General features: G+C 43.9%; 25 protein-coding genes. 12 read left to right on the top strand and 13 right to left on the bottom strand.

Translation table 11 applies throughout. The features are described 5' to 3' along the window. Positions 1-8 precede the first annotated feature (8 nt). The 10 genes from holA (at position 9) to lipA (ending at position 9,364) form a co-directional block, all read left to right on the top strand. Positions 9-1,034 (top strand): DNA polymerase III subunit delta, encoded by a 1,026-nt coding sequence (gene holA / locus ACED59_RS09185; RefSeq protein ID WP_017096210.1) that lies wholly within the window; start codon positions 9-11, stop codon positions 1,032-1,034. Between the two features lie 64 nt (positions 1,035-1,098). Then, on the top strand, positions 1,099-1,416 hold the full coding sequence (gene rsfS / locus ACED59_RS09180) for a ribosome silencing factor (RefSeq protein ID WP_009848475.1): 318 nt from the start codon (positions 1,099-1,101) through the stop codon (positions 1,414-1,416). A gap of 3 nt (positions 1,417-1,419) precedes the next feature. Beyond that, positions 1,420-1,890 (top strand): 23S rRNA (pseudouridine(1915)-N(3))-methyltransferase RlmH, encoded by a 471-nt coding sequence (rlmH, locus tag ACED59_RS09175; RefSeq protein WP_017096211.1) that lies wholly within the window; start codon positions 1,420-1,422, stop codon positions 1,888-1,890. 6 nt (positions 1,891-1,896) lie between these two features. Continuing rightward, the gene (gene mrdA, locus ACED59_RS09170) at positions 1,897-3,789 is read left to right on the top strand and encodes a penicillin-binding protein 2 (protein WP_012603375.1); all 1,893 of its coding nucleotides are present in this window, start codon (positions 1,897-1,899) and stop codon (positions 3,787-3,789) included. Then, a complete protein-coding gene (gene rodA / locus ACED59_RS09165) occupies positions 3,789-4,910 on the top strand; it encodes a rod shape-determining protein RodA (RefSeq protein WP_009848472.1) in 1,122 nt (373 codons plus the stop codon). The genes mrdA and rodA overlap by 1 nt, the downstream gene beginning before the upstream one ends. A 3-nt stretch (positions 4,911-4,913) precedes the next feature. Further along, on the top strand, positions 4,914-5,753 hold the full coding sequence (locus ACED59_RS09160; RefSeq protein WP_029223707.1) for a septal ring lytic transglycosylase RlpA family protein: 840 nt from the start codon (positions 4,914-4,916) through the stop codon (positions 5,751-5,753). A 93-nt stretch (positions 5,754-5,846) separates the two neighbouring features. After that, positions 5,847-7,028: a serine hydrolase gene (locus tag ACED59_RS09155; RefSeq protein ID WP_012603373.1), complete on the top strand. Its 1,182-nt coding sequence runs from the start codon at positions 5,847-5,849 to the stop codon at positions 7,026-7,028. 232 nt (positions 7,029-7,260) lie between these two features. Beyond that, complete coding sequence (ybeD, locus tag ACED59_RS09150; protein ID WP_029223108.1) at positions 7,261-7,539, top strand: DUF493 family protein YbeD; 279 nt, start codon at positions 7,261-7,263, stop codon at positions 7,537-7,539. 195 nt (positions 7,540-7,734) lie between these two features. Then, positions 7,735-8,394, top strand: a complete 660-nt coding sequence (gene lipB / locus ACED59_RS09145) for a lipoyl(octanoyl) transferase LipB (RefSeq protein ID WP_012603371.1) — start codon at positions 7,735-7,737, stop codon at positions 8,392-8,394. Positions 8,395-8,398: 4 nt separating this feature from the next. After that, positions 8,399-9,364 (top strand): lipoyl synthase, encoded by a 966-nt coding sequence (gene lipA / locus ACED59_RS09140; RefSeq protein ID WP_017096213.1) that lies wholly within the window; start codon positions 8,399-8,401, stop codon positions 9,362-9,364. A gap of 154 nt (positions 9,365-9,518) precedes the next feature. Here lipA and ACED59_RS09135 read toward each other — a convergent pair whose 3' ends face one another. The 3 genes from ACED59_RS09135 to ACED59_RS09125 all read right to left on the bottom strand — a co-directional run bounded on the left by ACED59_RS09135 (position 9,519) and on the right by ACED59_RS09125 (position 12,525). Continuing rightward, positions 9,519-10,880, bottom strand: a complete 1,362-nt coding sequence (locus tag ACED59_RS09135; protein ID WP_017096214.1) for a sodium-dependent transporter — start codon at positions 10,878-10,880, stop codon at positions 9,519-9,521. 288 nt (positions 10,881-11,168) lie between these two features. Beyond that, the gene (locus ACED59_RS09130) at positions 11,169-11,963 is read right to left on the bottom strand and encodes a YggN family protein (protein ID WP_009848383.1); all 795 of its coding nucleotides are present in this window, start codon (positions 11,961-11,963) and stop codon (positions 11,169-11,171) included. An 88-nt stretch (positions 11,964-12,051) separates the two neighbouring features. Next, the gene (locus tag ACED59_RS09125) at positions 12,052-12,525 is read right to left on the bottom strand and encodes a GreA/GreB family elongation factor (RefSeq protein ID WP_017096215.1); all 474 of its coding nucleotides are present in this window, start codon (positions 12,523-12,525) and stop codon (positions 12,052-12,054) included. Positions 12,526-12,670: 145 nt separating this feature from the next. Between ACED59_RS09125 and ACED59_RS09120 the strand changes: the two genes are divergently transcribed. Continuing rightward, positions 12,671-14,605: an ATP-dependent DNA helicase RecQ gene (locus ACED59_RS09120; RefSeq protein ID WP_017096216.1), complete on the top strand. Its 1,935-nt coding sequence runs from the start codon at positions 12,671-12,673 to the stop codon at positions 14,603-14,605. 114 nt (positions 14,606-14,719) lie between these two features. Here the strand turns inward: ACED59_RS09120 and dinB are convergent, their stop codons facing one another. After that, on the bottom strand, positions 14,720-15,796 hold the full coding sequence (gene dinB, locus ACED59_RS09115) for a DNA polymerase IV (protein WP_102258205.1): 1,077 nt from the start codon (positions 15,794-15,796) through the stop codon (positions 14,720-14,722). Between the two features lie 163 nt (positions 15,797-15,959). On the opposite strand from dinB, the gene ACED59_RS09110 reads away from it, so the two are divergent. Beyond that, complete coding sequence (locus ACED59_RS09110) at positions 15,960-17,198, top strand: diguanylate cyclase (RefSeq protein ID WP_017098018.1); 1,239 nt, start codon at positions 15,960-15,962, stop codon at positions 17,196-17,198. 133 nt (positions 17,199-17,331) lie between these two features. On the opposite strand, the gene nqrM is transcribed toward ACED59_RS09110, so the two are convergent. The 9 genes from nqrM to bolA all read right to left on the bottom strand — a co-directional run bounded on the left by nqrM (position 17,332) and on the right by bolA (position 25,449). Next, entirely contained in the window at positions 17,332-17,586 is a 255-nt protein-coding gene (nqrM, locus tag ACED59_RS09105; protein ID WP_017098019.1) for a (Na+)-NQR maturation NqrM, read from the bottom strand. 16 nt (positions 17,587-17,602) lie between these two features. Further along, a complete protein-coding gene (locus ACED59_RS09100) occupies positions 17,603-18,607 on the bottom strand; it encodes an FAD:protein FMN transferase (protein ID WP_009848377.1) in 1,005 nt (334 codons plus the stop codon). A 174-nt stretch (positions 18,608-18,781) separates the two neighbouring features. After that, entirely contained in the window at positions 18,782-20,008 is a 1,227-nt protein-coding gene (gene nqrF, locus ACED59_RS09095) for an NADH:ubiquinone reductase (Na(+)-transporting) subunit F (RefSeq protein WP_009848376.1), read from the bottom strand. 29 nt (positions 20,009-20,037) lie between these two features. Continuing rightward, complete coding sequence (gene nqrE / locus ACED59_RS09090; protein ID WP_009848375.1) at positions 20,038-20,634, bottom strand: NADH:ubiquinone reductase (Na(+)-transporting) subunit E; 597 nt, start codon at positions 20,632-20,634, stop codon at positions 20,038-20,040. Between the two features lie 7 nt (positions 20,635-20,641). Continuing rightward, the gene (locus ACED59_RS09085) at positions 20,642-21,274 is read right to left on the bottom strand and encodes an NADH:ubiquinone reductase (Na(+)-transporting) subunit D (protein ID WP_004735210.1); all 633 of its coding nucleotides are present in this window, start codon (positions 21,272-21,274) and stop codon (positions 20,642-20,644) included. Beyond that, the gene (locus tag ACED59_RS09080) at positions 21,274-22,041 is read right to left on the bottom strand and encodes a Na(+)-translocating NADH-quinone reductase subunit C (RefSeq protein ID WP_017098020.1); all 768 of its coding nucleotides are present in this window, start codon (positions 22,039-22,041) and stop codon (positions 21,274-21,276) included. Before ACED59_RS09080 ends, ACED59_RS09085 begins: the two co-directional genes overlap by 1 nt. Further along, complete coding sequence (locus ACED59_RS09075; protein ID WP_017098021.1) at positions 22,031-23,275, bottom strand: NADH:ubiquinone reductase (Na(+)-transporting) subunit B; 1,245 nt, start codon at positions 23,273-23,275, stop codon at positions 22,031-22,033. The genes ACED59_RS09080 and ACED59_RS09075 overlap by 11 nt, the downstream gene beginning before the upstream one ends. Before the next feature lie 5 nt (positions 23,276-23,280). Beyond that, positions 23,281-24,621 carry a Na(+)-translocating NADH-quinone reductase subunit A gene (locus tag ACED59_RS09070; protein WP_009848371.1) on the bottom strand — a complete coding sequence of 447 codons (1,341 nt, stop codon included), beginning with the start codon at positions 24,619-24,621 and terminating at the stop codon, positions 23,281-23,283. A gap of 519 nt (positions 24,622-25,140) precedes the next feature. Then, positions 25,141-25,449, bottom strand: coding sequence for a transcriptional regulator BolA (bolA, locus tag ACED59_RS09065; protein WP_009848370.1), 309 nt, complete (start codon positions 25,447-25,449; stop codon positions 25,141-25,143). Between the last annotated feature and the right edge of the window lie 33 nt (positions 25,450-25,482).

The raw sequence follows: 25,482 nt of genomic DNA, 5'->3' as shown, positions 1-25,482 counted from the left end.
TTTATTTAATGCGTATTTTTGCTGATCGTTTATCTGAGCAACTTGCTAAGCAGTTAAGCAACGTTTACCTAATTTTTGGTAACGAACCTTTACTACTGCAGGAAAGCCGAGAAGCGATTCAAAAGACAGCCAAAGAGCAAGGTTTCGAAGAACGCCACCGCTTTGCTATTGATAGCAGTCTCGACTGGAATCAAGTTTACGACTGCACTCAAGCATTGAGCCTATTCTCTAGTCGTCAGCTCATCGAACTTGAATTGCCAGAGTCCGGGGTCAATGCCGCAATAGCAAAAGAGCTGCTCGCAATTTCAGAGCATATTCATAGCGACATCTTGTTGATCTTGGTGGGTACCAAGCTCACTAAAGCTCAAGAAAGCGCTAAGTGGTTTAAAGCACTCTCGAATCAAGGCCACTGGATCAGCTGCCTAACCCCAGACGTTAGCCGATTACCTCAGTTTGTTCAAACACGCTGTCGTCAGTTCGGCTTATCACCGGATCCTGAAGCGATACAAATGTTGGCGCAATGGCATGAGGGTAATCTATTTGCGCTCACCCAAAGCCTAGAAAAACTGGCTCTCCAATACCCAGATGGAAAGCTCACATTAGTACGTTTAGAAGAATCGCTGAGTCGACACAACCACTTTACGCCATTCCATTGGAGTGATGCGTTATTAGCAGGCAAAGGCAATCGTGCACAGCGAATCCTGCGTCAGTTAGAAGCCGAAGGTGTCGAACCCGTTATCTTATTGCGCAGCATACAACGTGAGCTTGCTCTGCTATTACAAATGCAGCAACAAATGAAGCAGATGCCAATCGCGCAGGTATTTGAAAAGCACCGTGTCTGGCAATCCAAAAAAACTATTTATAACGCTGCGCTAACAAGAGTTTCGATATCTCAATTACACTCCCTGTTTGCGCTACTCACTCAAGTAGAATTAATGACAAAAACGCAATATGAACAGTCGCCTTGGCCACTAATTCATCAGTTAAGCGTAGAGTTTTGTACCCCTTCAGCTTCAATCCCATTTCACGCATAAAAGCGTGGTATATTCTAGGGTCAACAGACCCTAAAAAGCTAAACTCAGATTAAAGGAACACCCCGTGTTACGTGAAGAACTAAAAGATTTTCTTGCAGACAAAGCCGACGACATGAAAGCAGAATCGATTGTGACTATCGATGTAGAAGGCAAATCAAGTGTTACTGACTACATGATTGTTTGTACTGGTACATCTAAGCGCCATGTTGCCTCTATTGCACAGCATGTTGCTGATGAAGTGCGCAAGGCTGGCATGAATCCCCTTGGCATGGACGGCCAAAAAGAAGGTGAATGGGTTGTTCTAGATATGGGCACAAGCATGCTTCACGTTATGCAAGAAGAGCATCGTGAACTGTACCAACTAGAAAAACTTTGGGGCTAAGCTTTGAAGATCCAGTTAATCGCAGTTGGTACAAAAATGCCAAAGTGGGTTGAAGAAGGCTTTAAAGAATATAAACGCCGCTTCCCTCATGATATGCCATTAGAACTCATTGAAATCACTGCGGGAAAACGCGGTAAAAATGCCGATATTGCACGTATTCTTCAAAAAGAAGGCGAAGCAATGTTAGCTGCAGTTCCAAAAGGCAACCGCATTGTCACACTTGATATCCCAGGAAGAAAGTGGGATACGCCTCAACTCGCAGAGCAATTGGAAAGTTGGAAGCTGGATGGCCGTGACGTTTCTATCCTTATTGGCGGGCCTGAAGGATTAGCACCAGCATGTAAAGCGGCAGCAGACCAAAGCTGGTCTCTGTCAGCACTTACTCTCCCTCACCCATTAGTACGCGTTATCATGGCTGAAAGCTTGTATCGAGCTTGGAGCGTCACTGCTAACCACCCTTATCATCGAGAATAAGCGTTAATGTTACGTAAACGTAGCCAAATTCGTGATTACAAAGCAGAAGCACGACTATTTACTAGTCGTGCTTTTGTTGCGTTTGCAGGGATTATAGTGATGATGAGCTTACTGGTTGTGAACCTTTACAATATCCAAGTTAATCAATATCAGGACTATAAAACCCGCTCCAACGACAACCGCATCAAAGTTGTTCCAATCGCACCCAACCGTGGTTTAATTTACGACCGCAACGGTGTACTTCTTGCAGAAAACCGGCCCGTTTTTAATCTGGAGATCACCCCAGAAAAAGTCAAAAACATGGAAGATACGCTTGTTCGTTTACAAGCGTTAATTGACATACCACCGGAGCGTATCGAACGTTTTAATCGTGATCGTCGTAATTCACGTCGCTTCAAATCAGTACCGATTCTAAATCAGCTCACCGAAGAACAAGTGGCGGTCTTTTCTGTAAATCAACATAAGTTCCCAGGCGTTGAAGTGACAGGTACGCTAAAACGTTTCTACCCTTATGGTGATGTTCTCACCCACGTAATTGGCTATGTCTCGCGAATCAACGATCGCGACATGCAGCGCTTGGTTCGTGAAGAGAAAGACGCCAATTACCAAGCCACCCGCGATATCGGTAAACTCGGCATTGAGCGCTATTACGAAGACATGCTACACGGCACCGCTGGCTATCAAGAAGTCGAAGTAAACAGCCGTGGACGAGTGATCCGCACTCTTAAATTTGTGCCTTCGGCTCCGGGCAAAGATATCGTGCTCAACTTAGATATCAAACTTCAGCTATACGTGCATAAACTGCTTGATGGACGTCGTGGTTCAGCAGTGGTTCTCGACCCGAAAGACAATGGCGTATTAGCCATGGTTTCCAGCCCAAGCTACGACCCAAATGCCTTTGTGCATGGTATTTCTTCGAAAGGTTATAATGCTCTGCTTCAAGACAAAGACCGACCTTTAGTTAACCGCGCAACGCTAGGAATTTATCCGCCGGCATCGACGATCAAACCCTTCATTGCCGTCGCAGCTCTGCAAGAAGGTGTGATTACACCCAACACAACGCGTAATGACCCGGGCTATTGGAAGATTCCAAACTCGAAAACGAAGCCGTTCCGCGACTGGTTACGTTGGGGACACGGTGTCGTTGACATAGAGAAAGCCATTGAAGAATCGGTTGATACCTTCTTCTACCAAATCTCATTTGATTTAGGCATCGATCGCTTATCTAAATGGATGATGTTATTCGGTTTTGGTGATTACACTGGCATCGACATTTACGAAGAAAGCAAAGCGAATATGCCCACTCGCGAATGGAAAATGGCCAGACACCGTGTACCTTGGTATCAAGGTGACACCATCCCTGTCGGTATTGGCCAGGGCTACTGGACAGCAACACCAATGCAGATTGCAAAAGCGACTTCAGTATTGGTCAATGAAGGAGAGGTAACCGCTCCCCATTTACTACGCGCGACAATTGAGAACGGTCAACCGTTCGATGAACAAACGATATCTGAAATCGAAACGTACCCTCCGGTAACTGGTGTTAAGCAGAGATACTGGGATATCGCGCAAGAAGGCATGAGATTGGTAAACCACGGAAAGAAAGGCACAGCAAGACGCTCATTCCAAAAAATGTCTTATCAAACTGCTGGTAAATCAGGTACTGCACAAGTCTTCGGTCTAAAAGAAGATGAAGAATACAACGCAGATGAAATCGCAGAACATTTACGCGATCATGCCCTCTTCACCGGTTATGCGCCTTTTGAAGATCCTGAAGCGGTCGTAACTATCGTTTTGGAGAATGCCGGTGGTGGGTCATCAAATGGTGGCCCAGTTGTAAGAAGAATTTTAGACCATATTATTCTTGCAGAAGATTATGAAAGTGAGCCCATAAAATAATGAAACTTGATCCTTCAACTGGACGAAATAGAGCCCTATTTGAACGGCTGCATATCGACCTGCCGCTATTACTTGGCATTCTGGTTTTAATGGGCTTTGCCCTATTGATCATGTACAGCGCAAGCGGACAAAGCCTTGCGATGATGGATCGCCAAGCGATGCGTATGGTGCTGTCTTTAGGTGTGATGATCTTTTTAGCGCAAATCTCGCCTCGTACTTATGAGACCTTGGCTCCACTACTGTTTGCGGGCGGCGTTATTCTACTACTCGGAGTGTTGTTCTTTGGCGAGGCCTCTAAAGGTGCACAGCGCTGGTTAAACTTCGGCTTTATTCGATTCCAACCCTCTGAACTATTGAAGCTTGCAGTACCTTTGATGCTGGCTCGATTTATTGGTAAGCGCTCACTGCCACCCACTTTCCAAACCTTAGCTATCTCATTAGTGATGGTGTTTGTACCTACAATCCTTATCGCTAAACAGCCAGATCTAGGCACATCGATACTCATCGCAGCATCCGGTATCTTCGTGATATTCCTGGCAGGTATTAGTTGGAAGATCATTGCTAGTGCCGCGATTGCACTGGGTGGGTTTATTCCAATCTTATGGTTCTTCTTGATGCGTGAATATCAAAAAGTTCGTGTAAGAACCCTTTTTGACCCTGAATCAGATCCATTAGGTGCAGGCTATCACATCATCCAAAGTAAGATTGCAATTGGCTCTGGTGGTATATCAGGAAAAGGTTGGCTGCAAGGTACCCAATCTCAACTAGAGTTCATTCCAGAGCGCCATACCGACTTTATTTTTGCGGTCATCGCCGAAGAGTGGGGCATGATTGGTATTTTGTTTTTGCTCGCTATCTACCTGTTCATTATTGGCCGTGGCCTAGTGCTTGCTAGCCAAGCTCAAACAGCATTTGGTCGAATGATGGGCGGCAGTATCGTACTGAGTTTCTTCGTCTATATTTTCGTAAACATTGGTATGGTAAGCGGCATTCTACCTGTGGTGGGTGTCCCTCTACCTCTGGTCAGCTATGGCGGTACCTCTATGGTTACCCTTATGGCCGGTTTCGGTATTTTAATGTCAATCCATACACACAGAAAAGCATTCTCAAAGGCGACCTAATTGATGTCTGTTAAAGTAACTCCTATAAAAACATCTTTGGTTAATGAGCTGCCAATAAAAAAACTAGTGTCTATATTGAGCCTAGCCGTTGTTATAAACGGTTGTTCTTCGACAGAACCAACAGGCCGCTACGATATAGATTCAGATATTGCACCAGACGCACCAATCTCAGTAGAGCATCTCGAGGATGCTCACCCTCAGTATGAACCTTATAGTTTAGGTGGTAACACGGATTACACTTTGCGTGGCGAAGACTACAAGATCGTAAAGAAGACAGAAGGGTTTACTGAGAAAGGCAAAGCCTCTTGGTACGGTAAGAAATTTCATGGTCATTTAACGTCGAATGGCGAGATCTACGACATGTATTCGATGTCTGCGGCACACAAAACATTGCCGATTCCGAGCTATGTAAAAGTGACGAATACCGACAATGACAAAACGACGATTGTGCGCATCAATGACCGAGGTCCATTTCATGAAGGGCGAATCATTGACCTTAGTTATGCCGCGGCATACAAACTCGATGTATTGAGAACAGGCACGGCAAATGTTGAGATAGAAGTCATCACTGTGGCTATGCCAACTGACGCAAATAAAAAGGCGGCTTTACCTCAATTTATTATTCAAGTAGTCACTTCTCCACATGAAGATAGAACCGAGAAGTTAGCCAAAGATCTAGGCGAAAAGTTAGCTGTAGCAACGTTCTTGCAGCCAAATGATGATAACTACCGCCTGATGCTCGGCCCATTTCATGACTATGCTCTGACTCAAGAAAAATTAGAACAAGTTAAGCTAATGGGTTACCCGTCAGCTTATATAAAAAAACACACGCTAACTCGCTAATTTATCTAACAGTTACTTCTGGTAATCAGCGCTCTGGTGTGACAGAGTGATTCTGTTAATATATGAATAGTTCACCTAATAATTGCATTCAAAATGATTAAATCTAATAAACTTGTTAAATCGATTTTTGCTACTTCAGTTGCACTTTCTGCAACGATAGCAACATCGTCATTCGCCGCTCCTATTATTGTTCCTGACGCTCCTCAAATCGCTGCTAAGGGATTTGTTCTGATGGATTACCATTCAGGCAAAGTACTCGCAGAGAAAGAGATGAACACTCAACTTTCTCCAGCAAGTTTAACCAAGATGATGACGAGCTACGTAGTCGGCCAAGAGCTAGAGCGTGGCAACATCAACCTAAACGACGATGTTGTTATCAGTGAAAATGCTTGGGCTAAAAACTTCCCTGATTCATCTAAGATGTTCATTGAAGTGGGTACAACCGTTAAAGTTGAAGAGCTGAACCGCGGTATCATTATTCAATCAGGTAACGATGCTTGTGTTGCGATGGCTGAACATATTGCCGGCTCTGAAGATGCATTTGTTGACTTAATGAACGCATGGGCGAGCTCTATCGGCATGAAAGACACGCACTTTGCTAACGTGCACGGTCTAGACAACCCTAACCTTTACTCAACGCCTTACGATATGGCGCTACTAGGTCAGGCGCTGATTCGCGACGTTCCTGATGAGTACCGTATCTACTCACAAAAGAAATTCACTTACAACGGCATCACCCAGTACAACCGCAACGGCCTGTTATGGGATAAGAGCATGAACGTTGATGGCATTAAAACGGGCCACACAAGCAATGCAGGTTACAGCCTAGTAAGCTCAGCAACCGAAGGTAAAATGCGCCTAGTTGCTGTTGTTATGGGCACCAAGAATGCTAACGCTCGTAAAACAGAAAGCAAAAAACTGCTTAGCTACGGTTTCCGCTTCTTCGAAACAGTAGCACCACACACCGCTGGTGAAACCTTCGTTGAAGAGAAGATCTGGATGGGTAGCAAGGACACGGTTGCACTCGGTGTCGACGAAGATACGTTCGTGACTCTGCCTCGTGGCCAAGCTAAGAACCTGAAGGCAAGCTTCGTTCTTGAGAAAGAGCTAGAAGCACCAATCAGCAAAGGCGACGTTGTGGGTAAACTATTCTACCAAGTCGACGGTGAAGACGTTGCTGAATACCCACTACTTGCACTTGAAGATGTAGACCAAGGCAGCCTATTTAGCCGCCTGTGGGATTACCTAGTACTGCTGTTTAAAGGTTTGTTCTAAACCAGTCAACAGTTTGTTCTACGTAAAATCTAAGCTTGCTGTATAGCTAACCTAATGAGTAAGTTCATGATTTGCTCATTAGCTAAACAAAAGCCGCCATGTGCGGCTTTTGTTGATCTTGAGTTCGGTGATATTTACACGTAATATTCCGCCTTATTACTCGTGTCTGTTGACCGAACACGCTTTTTATCGACATTTCGCCAATTTGCGAGAGTCTAGCCTTTTGGAGCTAATCATGAACATCAATTCTGATGCAAAACTAAAAGACCTCTTAGAGTTCCCTTGTTCATTCACTTACAAAGTTATGGGCTACGCTAAGCCAGAACTTACAGAACTAGTACTAGAAGTGATCCAGCGTCATGCTCCTGGTGACTACAGCCCAACTCTAAAACCGAGTGCGAAAGGTAACTACCACTCTGTTTCTATCAATATTACTGCGACTTCAATTGAGCAAGTAGAAACGCTATATAAAGAACTGGGCGAAATCGAAATCGTTCGTATGGTTCTGTAACTTTCGATTACGCATGAAAAACAGCGGCTTATTGCCGCTGTTTTTGTTTAAAACCCTCGCTTCCCTTCCAAAGCACTCAACTTAATTTTCAATAAATACAAAGAAAGTTGAAAAACCTTGCTGTCCGTCTGTAGTTAGAAACCTGTTTCGCGTTTATAATGCGCTCACTTTATTAATCCTTGAGGAAGTGCCGCTTTGCAAAATAAGCTAATCGTAAAAAAATTAGGTCGTCAGGATTACGAACCTGTATGGAAAGCCATGCATAAGTTCACAGACGAACGCACGGATGAAGACGTAGACCAAATTTGGTTGGTTGAACACAACCCAGTTTTCACTCAAGGACAAGCAGGTAAAGCTGAGCATGTATTAAATGCTGGTGATATCCCTGTGATACAAAGCGATCGCGGTGGCCAAGTGACGTACCACGGGCCCGGTCAGTTAGTCGCTTACTTCCTGATAAACATCCGCCGCAAGAAATTCGGAGTGCGTGATTTGGTTACTCATATTGAGAACCTCGTAATCAATACTCTGAAAGCTTACAATATAGATTCAACTGCCCGACCTGACGCTCCTGGTGTTTATGTCGATGGCAAGAAAATCTGTTCACTCGGATTACGGATTCGACGCGGCTGCTCGTTCCACGGGCTAGCACTCAACGTCGATATGGACTTGTCTCCATTCCAACGTATTAACCCATGTGGTTACCAAGGGATGGAAATGGCGCAAGTAAGCCAACTCGGCGGTCCAAGTGAACTAGAAAACGTTGAGCAACAGTTAATACAAGAGCTCGTAGAACTACTCGGCTATGACCAAGTAGACATTCAAGCCACCAGTAACATTACAGCAGAAGCATAAAATCATGAGCAAACCAATCCAAATGGAAAAAGGCGTTAAATATCGTGACGCTGACAAAATGGCATTAATTCCCGTAAAGAATATGCCTGCTGAACAGAAAGAAGTTTTACGTAAGCCTGCATGGATGAAGATTAAACTTCCTTCAGACAGCCATCGTATTCAAGAAATCAAATCTGCAATGCGCAAAAACAACCTGCACTCAGTTTGTGAAGAAGCGTCTTGCCCTAACCTAGCTGAGTGTTTTAACCACGGCACGGCAACGTTTATGATTCTTGGCGCTATCTGTACTCGTCGCTGCCCGTTCTGTGATGTTGCCCATGGTCGACCGAATGCTCCAGAAGCCGAAGAGCCGAAGAAACTGGCTAAGACGATTAAAGACATGAAACTGAAGTACGTTGTAATCACTTCAGTAGACCGTGATGACTTACGTGATGGCGGTGCTCAACACTTTGCTGATTGTAACCGTGAAATTCGCGAGCAAAACCCAAACATTCGTATCGAAACACTGGTTCCGGACTTCCGTGGTCGTATGGACGTTGCGCTTGAACTAATGAAAGACAACCCACCAGATGTTTTCAACCACAACCTAGAGACAGCGCCGCGTCTATACCGTAAAGCGCGTCCAGGTGCGAACTACAAGTGGTCTCTTGATCTGTTAAGAAAATTCAAAGAGCAGCATCCAAGCATCCCAACCAAATCAGGTGTGATGATGGGCCTTGGTGAGACGAAAGAAGAGATCGTTCAAGTATTGAAAGATCTTCGTGAACATGGTGTAACGATGCTGACTCTAGGCCAATACCTAGCACCAAGCCGTCACCACTTGCCAGTTGAACGCTACGTGCCGCCTTCTGAGTTTGATGAGTTGAAAGAGATTGCTCTAGAGCTAGGCTTCACTCACGCAGCATGTGGTCCGTTTGTACGTTCTTCTTACCATGCAGACTTGCAAGCACAAGGTATGGAAATTAAGTAATCACGATTGCTTAACGAACAATACAAAGGCGCTGAATTTTATGTTCAGCGCCTTTTTTCTATCGAACAAGCTTGTTCGATACAAAAACAACAAAGCCACTCATTAAGAGTGGCCTTGAACTGCAAGTCTAATCATCTAGATGTTAAATGGTCTACTAGCCAAAAGATGCCCAGATAACCGTTGCGACTAAAATTGGGCACACGAACTTCACATATATTGGCCAAACCTTACCAAACCAACCAAGTTGAAAGTCAGGACAACCTTGCTCAAGCTCTTTCACTTTTGACGCTCGGCTCCATACCCAACCACCAAACACACAGAACATCAGTGCAGCGACTGGTTGAAGGTACTGAGTCGCAATCATCGCTACCATGCCAAACATCGCAGCAAAGTTGTAAACAATCACCACACTGAACAATGCGATAGCACCACCAATTACCCAACTTGTTGGCGTTCGTCTAGTCTTGAAACGCTCACTAACAAGAGCGACAGGGGCTTCCAACATTGAAATCGATGAAGTAAGTGCAGCAATCGTTAGTAATAAGAAGAATACAATTGCGAAGACCTGACCCAGCATACCTAAGCTATCAAACATCAAAGGCAGAACCGTAAATACTAGGGTATCAGAGCTCAGTAATGAGCCATCTTCAGCATAGATTTGAACACCTTTTTGCATCGCAACAAACATCGCAGGCATCACGACTAAACCCGCAATAAAAGCAACCGCGGTATCAACTAAGGTAACGTTCATTGCCATTTTTGGCAGGTTCTCTTTCTTACTTAAGTAAGAGCCATAAACCAACATCGAGCAACCGCCAATAGTGAGCGAGAAGAAGCCCTGTCCCATTGCCGCCAGAATCAGTTTTCTATCCCACACTTTCTCAAAGTCTGGAACAAGGTAATGTTTTAGGCCTTCCATCGCGCCAGATTGCGTCATGATGTAAACAAACAATAAGCCAAATAACACAAATAGCGCAGGCATCAAACGGGTCGACCATTTCTCGATCCCCTGCTTAACACCGCCCTGAACAATCAAGATAGTCAGTACATAGAATGCGACGGTACCAAAAACATTGCGCTCAACACTGAAGCCTTTAAACCAATCAGCAGCAGCCTCTAGACCAATCAGGTCAGCGACAGCACCAATTAGGAAGCAGATCAACCAACCACCGACAATGCTATAAAACGCTAGCACGGCACTTGGAACACTCAACCCAATCCAACCGACAAATTCACCGACTTTCTTGCCTAACGGGTTTGTAGTCAAAGAACGCATGCTATCGACAGGGTTTGCTTGGCCATGTCGACCAATAGCCATCTCAACCACTAGCATAGGGAAAGCAACCACGAAAATCATAATTAGGTAAACAAGCAGAAAAGCACCACCGCCGTTACTGGCGACTTGGGTTGGGAAACCCCAAATATTACCTAAGCCAACAGCTGCACCCGCCGCTGCTAAAATAAAACCCAAACGAGAGCTAAAGTGCTCTCTTGAAGAGGAAGATTGTTGGTCCATATTGCCCGCATCAAAAATCAGTGAACTAGTTGGGAAGTACAGTAATCAAAAGCAATGATAGGTACAACTAATAAATGAGCAATCTTCTAGTTTTTACAACAAATGCGCTATTTAGAACCATTAAATTAACAAATGACCGGTCTTATCGTTTACTTATAAGCAGTAAAGCAAGGTTCAGGACTAGAGAGACAATTGATTGAATTGAGATGAATATTCGTCTTTTTGTTCAATTTATACGAACAAAAAGAGCACCAAATGGTGCTCTTGTGACTTATAGTTAGATTCAGATTAGATCGTGAAGACTTGATAGTCTTTTAGGTTCGGAATGATTTCATGCAGCTGTTGCTCTTGTTCTGCCATCTCATCAAGAGAATCACAGAACTCATTCGCTTCCTCTTGCACTTGTTGAGAGTGTTCTTTCATGCGCTCTTCAACTTTAAGCTTTAATGCAGCCATGCTGTCAGCCAATTCAGTAAGATTTAAGCCACCATCTTGTTTCATTTTTTCTGACATCGCATTAAAAGCGCTAGAGATAAATTCTTGGTTAAAGATCTCCTTAGCCTTCTCGAAATCTTCAGACCAACCATTGGCCATCGAATCAAAACTGTCTGCTGGTAACACTAACTCGCCATCTTTGTAGTAACGAGCTTCCAGTTCATCAAAGTAGGTTTTCATTGACTCTTTTACATTATCAAATGATTCCGGTGAATCTAGGCTAGCAGCAATGTCATCAATAACGTCATTCGCTAACGCTAAGCCATCGTTAGCCATTTGTTTCGCTCGTGGCAAGTACTCACTCACTTTTTCGCGGTATTTCTCAATCGCCGCTTGTTGGTCGGCATCAAGCTCAACCTTCTCACCATGGATATATAAGTCGTTGTTACCATCAAAAACGGCAGTATCACCATTCACTTGGTGGATTTCGACTTTCTGGTCATCGATTCGCAATTCATTTTTCAAATCAACTCGACACTGAGCAGCAAAAGTTGGCAGGCTCACAACAGAGATTACCGCTGTTAACGATGCGATTAATACACTGTTCTTCATAAACATTTTGTTTTTCATAAATACATTGTTTTTCATAACATCCTCTCATCAATCTGACAGATTACTATACCCTTGGTATATGCTTCTTTGTCAGAGAAACGTTTTATATATATCCGTTACTCAGTTAGTCGATAGATATTACTTCATAGCAAAACTGTTTATCTGCGACCTTAAACTCAATCTCATCACCGACTTCTTTCCCCATTAGAGCCTGACCAAAAGGTGCATTTTCCGTCACGATAGCAACTTCATTGTTATTCCACGTAACAGAAAGCCCACCGACTCTCGGCCCCATAAAAAAATGTTTATATTGATCATGCTCGTCAATGACCACAACATAGCTGCTCACTGTAATCCTCTCACTATCACGCAGCACTAAGTTACGATAACACTGAATGTCATCTTCACACTCTTGCACTCTTACAGCTTGACCGTGAGCAAGATACGAAGCTTCTAGAGCCAGAGTGTCGTACTTATGCTCAGGCACAGTCTCTTCATCGGTCGCAGCATCAATAGCGCGTTGAGTAGCAGATTGTGCGATACGTAATCGGGATTCGAGTTGCTCTATGATTATTTGGCGAAGCTCAGACTTATTCATACTATTGGGGTGCTTTTCTATAGGAGCTACAGAATAGAATTAGGTACAATCAGGTGCAAGACATTTGATTCATCAAGCGACGCAATCATCAATAGGCGCCCGCTTTAACATCAATACGACACTTAATAACTCAGGTAGAACATAAATGATTGAGCAGAAGCTAAAACAAGTATTCGGATTCGACTCACTGCGTAATGGGCAAAAGCAAGTCATTGATAATGTTCTATCTGGTCACTCGACTGCCGCTATATTCCCAACAGGCTCAGGCAAGTCGCTTTGCTACCAATTGCCAGCACTAGAGTTGCCGCACTTAACCTTAGTGATATCACCATTGTTAGCCTTAATGAAAGACCAGCTCAGCTTCTTACACAGTAAGGGAATAAGCGCGGCTGCAATCGAATCAAGCCAAGACAGACAAACCACACAACAGGTGATGCAATCCGTGCGTAACGGCGATACTAAAATCCTAATGATCTCTGTTGAGCGCTTGAAGAACGAACGCTTTCGTCAGTTTATCTCCCAAGTTCCCATCTCTATGCTCGTAGTTGATGAAGCACACTGTATATCAGAATGGGGACACAACTTCAGACCAGACTACCTGAAGCTTCCCCAATACCAAAAGCAGCTCAATATTCCACAAGTACTGCTACTGACAGCTACTGCGACGACATCGGTTATCCAAGATATGAAGTCGAAGTTTGAAATTGATGAGGAACGCGTTGTGGTTACGGGTTTCTATCGTCAAAACCTCGACCTGTCGATTCAACCTTGCGAACAAACCAGCAAACTAGAAACCTTGTGCAATGTCGTTAACCAAGCTTCTCTCGCTCCGACTATTGTTTATGTCACCCTTCAACAGACAGCAGAGATGGTGGCTCAGCAACTCCGTAATGCTGGCGTTAATGCCGTGGCTTACCATGCCGGTCTTAAGCCTGAAAACAGAGATGCCATTCAGCATCAATTCATGAACGATGACGTGAACTGCATCGTGGCAACCATTGCTTTTGGTATGGGTGTCGATAAGTCCAACATTCGCCGAGTGATTCACTTTGACTTACCGAAATCGATCGAAAACTACTCGCAAGAGATAGGCAGAGCCGGCAGAGATGGTCAGCCTTCAGAATGTATTCTTCTCGCCAACAAATATGGTCTAAGTACACTAGAGAACTTCGTCTTTGGCGACACGCCAGACAACATATCAATTCAAACGGTCTTAAAAGAAATATACGAAAACCAAAACATTGCGGCTTCTGGCACAAACCAATGGGAAATCATGCTCAACCAACTATCGCGTGAGTCCAACATTCGTCAGTTACCACTAAAAACGCTATTGGTGTATCTTGAAATTGAAGGCGTGATTGAGCCTAAATACAGCTACTTTGCTGACTACAAATTTAAATTCATACGTACTAAGCAGCAGATCACCGAACAATTCCAAGGCGAACGTCGTCATTTTGTAGAAGCGATCTTCCAATGCTCTCCTCAAGCCAGAGTTTGGTGCCAAGTCGATTTCGATGCCCTTTGGACTCACTTTCAAGCAGATCGTCAGCGTGTGATTGCGGCTATCGATTACTTCAATGAACAAGGCTGGATTGAATTGGAAAGTAAACAGATCACGGATGTTTACGCGATCCACAATACGTCTGAAGATATGATGCAATTATCAGAACGTTTAACTGAGTTGTTTAAGGCAAAAGAGAACAGTGAGATCAACCGCCTTAACCAAATGCTGAGCTTCTTTGAGGCTGATACCTGCCTAAGCTCTCGCCTTGCGAGTTACTTCGCCGATGATAAAGCGCCAGCCAAGTGTGGTCACTGCTCAGTATGTCGCGGTCAAGTAGCAATATTACCAACCATTGATGTTGAGCCTATTGATGATGAAACGGTAATGACATGGATTCATGAATTTGTATCTAAGAGTCAACAATTGATCACCGACGAAGCCATTACTCGTTTTCTATGCGGAATCGCAACTCCACTTTCAACCAAGCTTAAAGCCAGTAAAATGGTTGGATACGGAAAGCTAGAGCAACAACCATTCAGTGATACCTTAGCGCGAGTTAAACAACTTCCTAGATAAGGCATCTTACGTATTGATATAGAAACTGACTAGACTACCAAGTCTAGTCAGTGCTTCTCAATACCATCTATTTTGACGCCCCTCTATTCTGATTCCCCTCTAAACTAGACAGCCCTAAAAGAAACTCAACTGACGCATCTGGTCTTTGGGTTGTAGCATTACGCTTAAACCAAGCAAGCGAATTTCTCGCCCTTGCTGCCTTTTGAGTATCTCACTCAACAGTTCTTTAAAGTGCTCTCGATCGAGAGAGGCGTGTATGTGCTCGATAGTGGTTTGCTGGAAGTCGGCAAACTTGAGCTTAATGCCCTGCTTGATGATAGCTTTACTTGGGCTAGCTTTCTCTAGACGTGCTTCAAGCTCAGGAAAAAGCTTGTCTTCTATTACTTGCCAACATTCTGCGTAAGTAGAAATATTCTGAGTAAAAGTTCGCTCTACGCCTACTGATTTTCGTTCACGCTCAATAATAACTTCTCTGTCATCAATACCATGGCTGCGCTTCCAGAGTGATGCGCCTTGACGGCCAAACCTGAGCAATAGATCTCGATAGTCAGATTCCTTAATGTCCTTACAAGTAAAGAAGCCAGCTTGATGGAGCTTTTCAATACTGACCTTGCCAACGCCTGGGATTTTTTCGAGTGGCAATTCATCTATCACTGATTGTACGTCTTGTGGAGGTATTACAAACTGACCATTGGGCTTATTCAGATCCGAGGCCACCTTCGCCAAAAATTTAATCGGCGCAATACCAGCAGAAGCGGTCAGGTTAAGTTCATTCCAGATATCGCGACGAATTGATTCAGCAATCAGTGTTGCCGAGCCACGACACAGCGTCGAATCCGTGACATCAAGAAAAGCTTCATCTAAAGACAGAGGTTCAATGATGGATGTATATCGAGAAAAAATCTCGCGAATCTTTTTCGATATCTCGACGTAGACCGACATCCTCCCAGGAACAACCAACAGATTGGGACAAAGCTGCAGCGCCTTTCCCGTCGGCATTGCAGAACGAATACCAAACTTGCGAGCTTCGTAATTGCAGGTACTCAAAACGCCACGCTGCTTTTCATGCCCCCCTACTGCAAGTGGCCGATTTCGGTAAGCAGGATTATCTCTCATTTCAACAGCTGCGTAAAAACAGTCCATATCAACGTGGATTATCTTTCTTACTTTCTCTTCACCCGCACTACACATCTAGGAATAACCCAACCTTACAACTGTATTTATAAACAGTATAATCAATTATTCTCAGATTTAAAATGATCTGGAGCCCAGCTAAATAGCTTTAACTTCATTAGCCACTTACTATTCTGATAGTATTGTTAGAGAGTATTTAACCTATAAGTAGGGATAACTTTTGAGTGATAAAATACTAGTAGTCGAAGATAGTCGAGCATTCAGAAACTACCTGTACCAGCAATTTAAAAATGATGGCTATGAGGTTGCGCTGGCTGAATCAGTGGCTGAAGCTAAAGCTATCTTAGAACAAGATACGGATTTCTTGTGCGCGGTGCTCGATTACTGCTTACCCGATGGTCAAGATGGCGAGATCATTGATTTGGTACTCGGCTATCAACAAAAAATCATAGTCCTAACCGGCATGTTCAACAACACACTTCGAGAACAAGTACTCGCGAAGGGTGTGATTGATTACATCCTCAAAGACAGCATGTCATCAGTCAGTTATTTGCTTCCTCTGGTTAATCGAATCTCAAATAACCGATATCATAAAGCCTTGGTTGTTGATGATTCTGCTGTTGTTCGTCGATATGTAGTGCAACTTCTTGAGCACCAATATATTCAAACGATTCAAGCGGAAGATGGCGAACAAGCACTAGAGCTTCTCCAAAACGACCCCGACATCACTTTCGTCGTTACCGATCATGACATGCCAAACAAAGATGGCATTTCGATGACCCGTGACATTCGAGTACACCATGATCGTAATCAACTCGCTATTCTTGGGCTATCTGGCAGTGACGACCGAACCATGACAGCTCGTTTCCTTAAGGCTGGTGCCAACGACTTCCTTTACAAGCCATTTAACCAAGAAGAGTTTTTCTGCCGTATTCATCAGCTACTCGATATGAAAGAGGCCACCAATGAGCTATTTCGTCATGCAAATGAAGATGCTCTGACCGGGCTTTGGAACCGTCGTTATCTATTCAATCAAACATGTAAAGGCTGCGAACATCGCAGCATCGCCATGATGGATATAGACTTCTTTAAAAAGGTGAATGATACCTACGGTCATGATGGTGGCGATGCGGTACTCATTGAAGTCGGAAAGATCATCAAAAATCATTTTAAAGATGATGTCGCCGTTCGTTTCGGCGGTGAAGAGTTCTGCATTCAATCATGCCGACCATTTGAAGAATTTGTCGACACGCTAGAGTCAATGAGGATTGCGATACAAAACCAAGAAGTTATTCATGACTCACAACGGATTAAAGTCAGCATGAGTATCGGGGTAAGCGACTTAGTTGGCAGTTTGGATGAGCAAATAAAAGCCGCGGACGAACTACTTTATACTGCAAAAGAACAAGGTAGGAACCAACTGGTCTTTGCGCGCAATAACATGCAAATCGACCACTAGAAATTCGTTTTTGTTTCCGTTTTTAGCATTCCAAAATAGACAGTTCACTCAAACAAAAAAAGCTCAAGACGATAATCTTGAGCTTCTTATTCTAAGGGCATAGACAACTCTATTCCCCTATGACTGTCACCAATTAAGCGATACGGTCTTTACTCCAAGCCGCTTCTTTTTGTTGACGTTCTGCCAGTTTCTCTTTACGGTATGCTTCACGTGCTTCACGTTTTTTACGCGCATCACAAGGTTCAGGGCAGTTACATACTTTATCAATACCAACAGCACCTAAGCCACCACAGCTACCTTTCACAACTTTCTTTTGGATAATATAGCCAATTGACATCGCTGCGATTACTGCAAGAAAAACACCAAATGTAATCAGAAATGTATTCATAATTATCTCGCTTACCTTATTTACCTAAGTATGGCTTAAATGCTTCTGAAGCAATTTCTTTAAAGCCATCAGCTGTTTTTACCACCATGAACACTGGGATGTTATGTTGGTTTGCGACTTCCAGTCCTTTTTCTTCACCTAAGACCATAAGGCCAGTAGATAAACCGTCTGCAGTCATTGAAGACGGGTTTAAAACAGTCACTGAAACCACTTTGTGATGAAGTGGCTTACCTGTTTCTGGGTTGATGATGTGTGAATAACGAACACCATCACGCTCAAAATAGTTTCGGTAGTCGCCAGACGTTGCGATCGCCATATCACCAGGCTCGATGATCTCTTGAATGTTGCGCTCGTCAACACTTGGCTTCTCGATGGCGATACGCCAACCCACACTTTCACGGTTTAAGCCCTTCAAACGGATTTCACCGCCCACTTCTACCATGTAGTTATGAATGCCAATTGAATCGAGGTAGTCAGCAACGACATCCACGCCCCAACCTTTTGCGATAGTCGAAAGGTCAACATACAAGTTAGGCAAATCTTTGCTTAGCTTATTACCTTCAACGCTTAAGTGGTGAATACCAATCTTAGCCTTACGAGCCGCAAGCTCTTCGTCTGATGGAACCACTTCAGGACGTGCTTCTGGACCAAAACCCCAAAGGTTAACTAATGGTCCAACCGTAACATCCAATGCACCTTCAGTAAGACCGTTCAAACGAATCGCTTCTTTCACAACGATAGCGGTTTGTTCAGATACTTCGAATGCGTCCGCACCTTTGTGTTGGTTGAAACGGCTCAGCTCTGAATCTTCACGGTAAGTCGACATTTGATCATTCACTTCTTCAAGTAGACGATCGATCTCGGTATGAACTTCTTTAGACTCAGGAAATTCATCGCCATTGATGTACTTAATGTTATAACTGGTCCCCATTGTCGGACCACTTAAATGTACTTGCTCTCTTGCCTGCTCACAGCCCGCAAGAAAAATCAAAGAAGTTAATGCAACAAGCCAAATTCTCACTTGCTTACTCCTGTCTAATGTTGAGGATTTATATAAGGAAAAATAAGAGTGAAAAATACGTATTTTAAATGCCTTACTCTTTCTTATATAAGCCAGTTTGTTGTCACGAGTAGTCTTAGAAAAACAAATGGCTGACTCGTAAGAGTCAGCCATAATATCAATCACTTAAATGGATTAACCACCGAAGTCATCTAGTAGGATGTTTTCATCTTCTACACCAAGATCTTTCAGCATGCCGATCACAGCCGCGTTCATCATTGGTGGACCACACATGTAGTACTCACAGTCTTCAGGAGCTTCGTGATCCTTCAGGTAGTTTTCGTACAATACGTTGTGGATGAAACCAGTGTAACCGTCCCAGTTGTCCTCAGGTTGAGGATCAGACAGAGCACAATGCCACACGAAGTTTTCGTTTGCAGCCGCTAGGCCGTCGAAGTCTTCAATGTAGAACATCTCACGCTTAGAACGTGCACCGTACCAGTAAGACATCTTACGAGTAGAGTTAAGACGCTTAAGTTGGTCGAAGATATGTGAACGCATTGGCGCCATACCTGCACCACCACCGATGAATACCATTTCATTGTCTGTGTCTTTAGCAAAGAACTCACCAAATGGACCAGAAATAGTACATTTGTCGCCTTCTTTAAGAGACCAGATGTATGAAGACATCACACCAGGAGCTACGTCAGGGTTGTTTGGCGGCGGAGTTGCGATACGCACGTTAAGCTTGATGATGCCTTTCTCTTCTGGGTATGAAGCCATAGAGTAAGCACGGATCGAATGCTCTTTAACGATAGACTCGTAACGGAACAAGTTGAACTTATCCCAGTCACCGCGGTATTCCTCAGGAATATCGTAATCTGCGTATTTCACGTGATGTGGTTCAGCTTCAATCTGAATGTAACCACCCGCGCGGAACGGAACTTCTTCACCTTCAGGGATTGCTAGTGCAAGTTCTTTGATGAAAGTAGCTTCGTTATCGTTAGAGATAACAGTACATTCCCACTTCTTCACACCAAAGATATCTTCGTCTAGTTCAATCTCCATGTCAGTTTTCATAGCAACTTGACATGCAAGACGTTCGCCTTCGCGAGCTTCACCTTTTGTGATGTGGTCAAGTTCAGTTGGAAGGATGTCGCCACCACCAGACTTAACTTTTACACGACACTGACCACAAGAGCCACCGCCACCACAAGCAGAAGATACGAAGATACCAGCGCCAGCTAGGGCACCAAGTAGCTTGCTACCAGGCTGAGTAACGATCGCCTTTTCAGGGTCGCCGTTTACAGCAATAGTGATGTCACCTGATGGTACTAGCTTAGACTTAGCGAAAAGAATCACTAGTACTAGAGCCAATACAATAATGGTAAACATCGCTACGCCAAGAATAATGCTTTGCATTTGTTATTCCTTATTACTGGGTGCTTACCCTACAGTTGAACACCAGAGAAAGACATAAAGCCTAACGCCATCAGACCAACAGTAATGAACGTGATACCAAGGCCACGAAGACCTGGAGGTACGTCAGAGTACTTCATCTTCTCACGGATACCCGCAAGAGCAACGATAGCTAACATCCAACCCACACCAGAACCGAAGCCGTAAACAACAGATTCAGCAAAGTTGTAGTCACGCGTTACCATGAAAGATACACCACCAAAGATTGCACAGTTAACTGTGATCAGTGGAAGGAAGATACCTAGTGCGTTGTACAAAGGTGGGAAGAAACGGTCTAAAACCATCTCTAGGATTTGTACAAGTGCCGCGATAACACCGATGAATGCGATGAAGTTAAGGAAACTTAAATCGACACCTTCAACAAGCGCGTTTTCTTTCAGGATGTGTGTGTAAACAAGGTTGTTTACAGGAACAGCAATTGTAAGTACTACAACTACCGCAACACCAAGACCAAAAGAAGTTTTAACTTTCTTAGATACCGCTAGGAACGTACACATACCTAGGAAGAAAGAAAGCGCCATGTTTTCGATGAAAATCGATTTAACTAGCAGACTAATATAATGTTCCATGACTACCTTACCCCTTCGCTTCTACTTGTTCTGGTTTGAACACACGAATTGCCCAAATCAAGAAACCAATTAGGAAGAATGCTGAAGGTGCTAGAAGCATCAAGCCGTTTGGCTGATACCAACCACCGTTGCTCACTAGAGGTAGTACTTCCATACCAAATAGTTTGCCAGAGCCTAGAAGCTCACGGAAGAAACCAACAGTGATAAGAACGAAACCGTAACCAAGACCGTTACCAAGACCGTCGATAAACGATGGGATTGGCGCAGACTTCATTGCGAATGCTTCAGCACGACCCATTACAATACAGTTAGTAATGATTAGGCCAACGAATACAGATAGCTGTTTAGAGATATCGTATAGGTATGCTTTAAGCACTTGGTCTACCACGATTACTAATGATGCGATAATTGCCATCTGAACGATGATACGCACACTGTTAGGAATGTGGTTACGGATTAAAGAAACGAAGAAGTTAGACAGAGCAGTAACGAACATTACCGCGATAGTCATAACAAATGCTGTTTCTAGCTTAGTGGTTACCGCAAGAGCAGAACACACACCAAGAACCTGTAGCGCGATTGGGTTGTTATCCAACACCGGCGCTAAGATGCTCTTTTTAATTTCTTTTGCACTAGACATTAGTTCAGACCTCCGTCACGAACTTTTGCTAGGAACGGACCAAAGCCCATATCACCTAACCAGAAGTCAAATGTATGTTGAACACCAACGCTAGTCAGTGTTGCACCAGAAAGGCCATCTACACCGTGCTCAGAACCTTGAGGAGCGCCACCTTTAACAACCTGAATAGCAGGTTTGTGGTTTTCGTCGAATAATTTCTTACCAACGAATTGAGCGCGCCAAGTTGGGTTCTCAACTTCACCACCAAGTCCAGGAGTTTCACCTTGCTCGTAGTAAGTGATACCAGAAACTGTGTTGCCATCAGTTTCTACCGCAACGAATGCGTACATCATTGACCAAAGGCCGTTACCGTGAACAGGGATGATAACTTTAGAAGTCTCAGCGCCATCTTTCACTAGGTATACAGTACCCGTGTTAGCACGACGAATGATCTTAGCGATGTCATCTTCAGCTGAAAGCTTGATTGACTGAGCTGGATCTTTTGCCGCTTTACGTTGGTCGTATGCAGCAGCATCGCCGTCAACGAAATCGCCAGTAGCGAAATCAACTAGACGAGGTTCGATGTTCTCTGCGTAGAGTGCTGGGATATCACCTGCAAGCTCAATACCCGCAACTTCAAGGATCTTAGTTTGCTGATCCAGAACTGCGTTAGCTTGCTGCTTAGGTTTAAGAACAACTGCAGCTGTTGAAACGATGATTGAGCACACTAGGCTCAATGCGATAACAACAAACAGCGTCTTTTTAATGCTATCGTTATTACTTGCCATAGCGCGCTAGTCTCCGCTTAATGTTCTTCTCGATTACAACGTGGTCAAACAGAGGAGCAAATAGGTTTGCGAATAGAATCGCAAGCATCATGCCTTCTGGGTATGCAGGGTTAACTACACGAATCATTACACACATTGCGCCGATTAGGATGCCGTACCACCACTTACCTTTATTGGTAAATGAAGCTGATACTGGGTCTGTCGCCATGAAGAACATACCGAATGCGAAGCCACCTAGAACTAGGTGCCAATGCCAAGGCATGCTGAACATTGCGTTAGTATCAGAACCGATCACGTTGAACAACGTAGACACAACAATCATACCGATCATTACACCGGCAATGATACGCCATGAAGCGATACGCATGTAAACGATCATCGCAGCACCAATCATAAGTGCTAGAGTCGATACTTCACCGATAGAACCTGGGATGTTACCAATGAATGCGTCCATCCAAGTGATTGCTTCACCTGATGTTACGTTCATTAGTGCACTACCGCCGCCTTGAGCCCACTGGCTAAGAGCAGTTGCACCAGAGAAACCATCTGCAGCAGTCCAAACTACGTCACCTGAAATCTGTGCAGGGTATGCAAAGAATAGGAACGCACGGCCAGCAAGTGCAGGGTTCAGGAAGTTACGACCCGTACCACCGAAGATCTCTTTCGCTACAACAACACCGAAGGTAATACCTAGTGCTGCTTGCCATAGAGGAAGTGTTGGCGGAACGATAAGCGCGAATAAGATAGAAGTAACAAAGAAACCTTCGTTTACTTCGTGCTTACGCACCATACAGAACAGAACTTCCCAGAAACCACCTACGATGAATACCGTTGCGTAGATAGGTAGGAAGTATGTCGCACCAAGTAGCATCTTGCTGCCAACACCAGCATCGGGCCCTAAGGAGGCTCCAAGCATTTCGGTTAGCCAGTAGTGCCAGTTACCATCGATAACAGAAACTAATTCAGCGCCTGCGTACATATGGTTAAGTGCAGCGATAGCTTGGCCACCCGCGTTGTACATACCCCAGAACATTGCTGGGAATACCGCGAACCAAACCATGATCATGATACGTTTTAAATCAACGCTATCACGAACGTGTGAGCTTTTCTTTGTGATAAGACCGGGCGTGTAAAACACTGTCGCTGCTGCTTCGTAAAGCGCAAACCACTTCTCGTGTTTACCACCTGGCTCAAAATGATGCTCGATGTCTTCAAGAAACTTTTTAAGGCCCATGAAAATTACCCTTCCTTCTCAATCGTATCTAGGCATTCACGAAGTAGTTGACCGTACTCGTACTTACCTGGACATACAAAGGTACACAATGCTACATCTTCTTCGTCTAGTTCTAGCGCACCAAGTGCTTGAGCACTATCAATGTCGCCTGCACATAGATCACGAAGCAGCAATGTAGGTTCCATATCTAGAGGCATTACGCGCTCGTAGTTACCAATTGGAACCATTGAGCGGTCACTACCGTTTGTCGTCGTTGTCATGTTGAACAACTGACCTTTAAACAGGTGACCAAGGAATGAACGAGTAACAGAGAACTTGTTCTTACCAGGCATAGCCCAGCCGAATAGCTCTTTATCACGACCTTCACGTAGAACAGAAACTTGCTGATGGTAACGACCAAGGAAAGCATGTGGACCTGTTGCTTCAGTACCCGTAAGTACAGAACCAGAAATCACACGAACTTCGCCTGGCATTAACTCGCTGTCTGTCAACTCTTCAAGGCTAGCACCAATTTGAGTACGAACTAGACGTGGGTTATTCACCACTGGACCAGCCAGAGAAACAACACGCTCAGAGTAAATCTCACCAGTAAGGAAAAGCTTACCGAATGCGATAACATCTTGGTAGTTAATGCTCCACGCTACATTTTGTGCATTTACCGGATATAGGTAATGCATATGCGTGCCTGCAAGACCTGCAGGGTGTGGGCCATCAAAAACATGTTCTTCAACGTTAGACTGAGCTGAACGAGGTAAGCTAGTACCTTTTTTACAAACGTACACTTTACCGTTAGTCAGAGTTGAAAGAAGATCTAAACCAGCAACGAAAGCATCAGACTGCTCGTTAATGATTAATTCTGGCTCAGCTGCTAGCGGATTAGTATCCATAGCAGTAACGAAAATAGCCTGAGTTTCAGAATCAACTGCTGGAACCTTGCTGAACGGACGAGTTCGCAAAGCGGTCCATGCGCCAGACTCAACTAACTGAGTTTTAACCGTTTCACGGTCAAGACTTACTAGTTGGTTAGCTTCATAGCTATTGAACGTGATTTGCTCATTGCCTGCTACTTCAATCACTACTGATTGAAGAACACGCTTAGCACCACGGTTCACTTCAATAACTTTACCGCTTGCTGGAGAAGTAAATACAACACCTGGGTTCTTTTTATCTGCAAAAAGAACTTGGCCTTTCTTCACTTCATCACCAACGCGAGCATGCATCGTAGGACGCATACCAACGTACTCTTCGCCAAGCAAGGCGACTTTAGTGATGGACTTACCATCATTAATCACCTGGGATGGAGTTCCTGCGATAGGAAGATCCAAACCCTTCTTTATTGTAATCATACGCACTTGCACTACTTTATCGGGAAAAAGATTCTTTTAATTGCGTAAATTCGGGACGTTTTAAAATCGCCCTTAGACACGACATTACAGTGTCCGGTTTTGGTAAATTAGAGATACCAAAATCGCAACATTACATTAATAAACTCATCACAAAGATTATGTGAGATTTATCAGGTGCCGTATTCTAGCATTTTTTGACAACTTGATGCCATGACCAATAACTTGAATACGGCCTTAATTTGGTGAGATTTGAAGCATATGGACTCTCAAATATGTATAAATTTGACGAGCCGCACAGATAAAATGGCTTTTGAATCGTGTTTTAAACAAGAGATTAATACTCTGTCACAAACTAATATTTTACGAGTTATGTTGAAACACTGTTAATAAAAACATTACTCATTGTGGGTATTTAAAGACGCCTAATTTGACATCAATTTGAGTGATATAAACCCTAAAAACACATCAGCCTGGCGATAAAAAAGGCAGCATAGCCACCTCTTCTATCAGTTAGTTTTATTACTTACCACCGCCCATACACATAGGGCTGTCTGGCACGTTATCGAGTTGCTTCATCCATTCATCTTTTGTATAAGTGTGAATAGATAGTGCGTGAATATTATTCGCTAGCTCTTCTGAAAGTGCTTTATTTACCGCTCGATGACGACCAATAAGGCGCAAGCCTTCAAACGCATCGCTGACAACAATCACTTTAAAATGACTCTCAGAACCAGCCGGAACATTGTGCATGTAGCTCTCATTGACCACGTTTAAATGACTTGGTGAAAACTCATTGTGCAATTTTGTTTCGATAACTTCTTGGATCATTATGATTCCTTAATAACGTATTGGCATTATCTG

This window comes from Vibrio sp. FF266 (assembly GCF_041439695.1).
Lineage (GTDB): Bacteria > Pseudomonadota > Gammaproteobacteria > Enterobacterales > Vibrionaceae > Vibrio > Vibrio tasmaniensis_A.
Note: the sequence above shows the minus strand (reverse complement) of the source record. Positions and strands in the feature narration are given on the sequence as shown.